This is a genomic window from Bradyrhizobium sp. Ken01, from assembly GCF_055807355.1.
The window spans coordinates 1-829 of the sequence record NZ_JBVVPC010000144.1 but is presented as its reverse complement, the minus strand read 5'-3'; the positions used below and the strand labels follow the sequence as shown (position 1 = coordinate 829).

Genomic DNA, 829 nt, shown 5'->3' with positions numbered 1-829 from the left:
CCACGCTCGGCGGTGGGTCGGCTTCGCTGGTCGGATCCGCGGCACCGGACGGCGGTGGCACTGCGGCCAAATTGGCTGCGGGCCTTACGCTCGCCGGCGCCCCCTCAGCGACAACCATTGCGGCCAAGGGCGCGCCTTCGGATGGCGAAACGCTGACCGTCGATGGACACACGATCACCTTCAAGACGGCCGACGTTCCGGCCGCTGCGCCCACAGGTTTGAACAAGGTTGGCAACCTCATCACGGATGGCAACGGAAATTCGACCGTTTACCTGGGTGCCACTGCTCCGACCGGCACGGTGCAGGATCTGGCTAACGCGATCGATCTCGCAACCGGTGCTGGGAAGCTCAACGGTGCTGGTACTGCCGTCGTAGCCGGCTCGGGCACTTTGGCTTCCATTTCCGCAGGTGGTGTTCTTACCCTCACGACTGGTACCGGTGCTGATCTCAGCATCACTGGCCGTGCCGACCTTCTGAAGTCCCTCGGCCTGAGCGGGGCGGCGGGCAGCGGTACTGTCAATGTAACCCAGGCGCGCTCAACCGCCGCGGGCACACTCGGCACTTTGATCCAGGACGGCTCGACGCTGAACGTGGACGGGAAAACGATCACGTTCAAGAATGCCGTGACGCCCTCCGCCGTGACCACGGGTTCCACCCTGGTCGGCAATCTCGTCACCGACGGTAACGGCAATTCGACGGTTTACCTGCAGTCCGGCGCGGTCAGTGACATTCTGAACGCCATCGATCTCGCGACCGGGGTGCAGACCGTCAAGACTGCCGGCGCCTCCGGTGCCTTGCAGACCACCAGCGGAGCCAAGAACTCGTCGAT

The 829-nt window shown here is 64.2% G+C and carries 1 protein-coding gene; it reads left to right on the top strand.

Annotated features, from left to right (window positions below):
- On the top strand, positions 1 to 829 hold an 829-nt coding region (locus AC0L3S_RS39095; RefSeq protein WP_473285287.1), incomplete at both ends, for a DUF1522 domain-containing protein.